This is a genomic window from Cupriavidus respiraculi, assembly GCF_914271545.1.
GTDB classification, from domain to species: Bacteria; Pseudomonadota; Gammaproteobacteria; order Burkholderiales; family Burkholderiaceae; genus Cupriavidus; species Cupriavidus respiraculi.
The window spans coordinates 1-603 of the sequence record NZ_CAJZAH010000018.1 but is presented as its reverse complement, the minus strand read 5'-3'; the positions used below and the strand labels follow the sequence as shown (position 1 = coordinate 603).

Here is a 603-nt window from a genome sequence, read left to right as displayed (position 1 = left end):
GGCACGATCGTGCCCAACGGCGCCAAGGTGCCCGGCACCCAGTTCCAGCTCGACCCGGTGCAGGCCGCCTTCAATATCGGCGCGATGATCCGCTGGCTGGACTTCAACGACACCTGGCTGGCCGCCGAATGGGGCCACCCGTCCGACAACCTGGGCGGCATCCTGGCCACCGCCGACTGGCTCTCGCGCAACAACGTCGCCGCGGGGCGCCAGCCGCTGACCATGAAGGACGTGCTCACCGCGATGATCAAGGCGCACGAGATCCAGGGCTGCATCGCGCTGGAGAACTCGTTCAACAAGGTGGGCCTGGACCACGTGGTGCTGGTCAAGGTCGCCTCCACCGCCGTGGTCGCGCAGATGCTGGGGCTCACGCGCGAGGAGATCATCAACGCCGTGTCGCTGGCCTGGGTCGATGGCCAGAGCCTGCGCACGTACCGCCACGCGCCCAACACCGGCAGCCGCAAGAGCTGGGCCGCGGGCGACGCCACCAGCCGCGCGGTGCGCCTGGCGCTGATCGCCAAGACCGGCGAGATGGGCTATCCGTCGGTGCTCTCGGCCAAGACCTGGGGCTTCTACGACGTGCTGTTCAAGGGCCAGCCGTTC

General features: G+C 68.8%; 1 pseudogene. It reads left to right on the top strand.

Annotation, left to right across the window (positions count from 1 at the left end):
- Positions 1-603, top strand: a pseudogene (locus LDO27_RS25530) (bifunctional 2-methylcitrate dehydratase/aconitate hydratase); the annotation flags it as partial.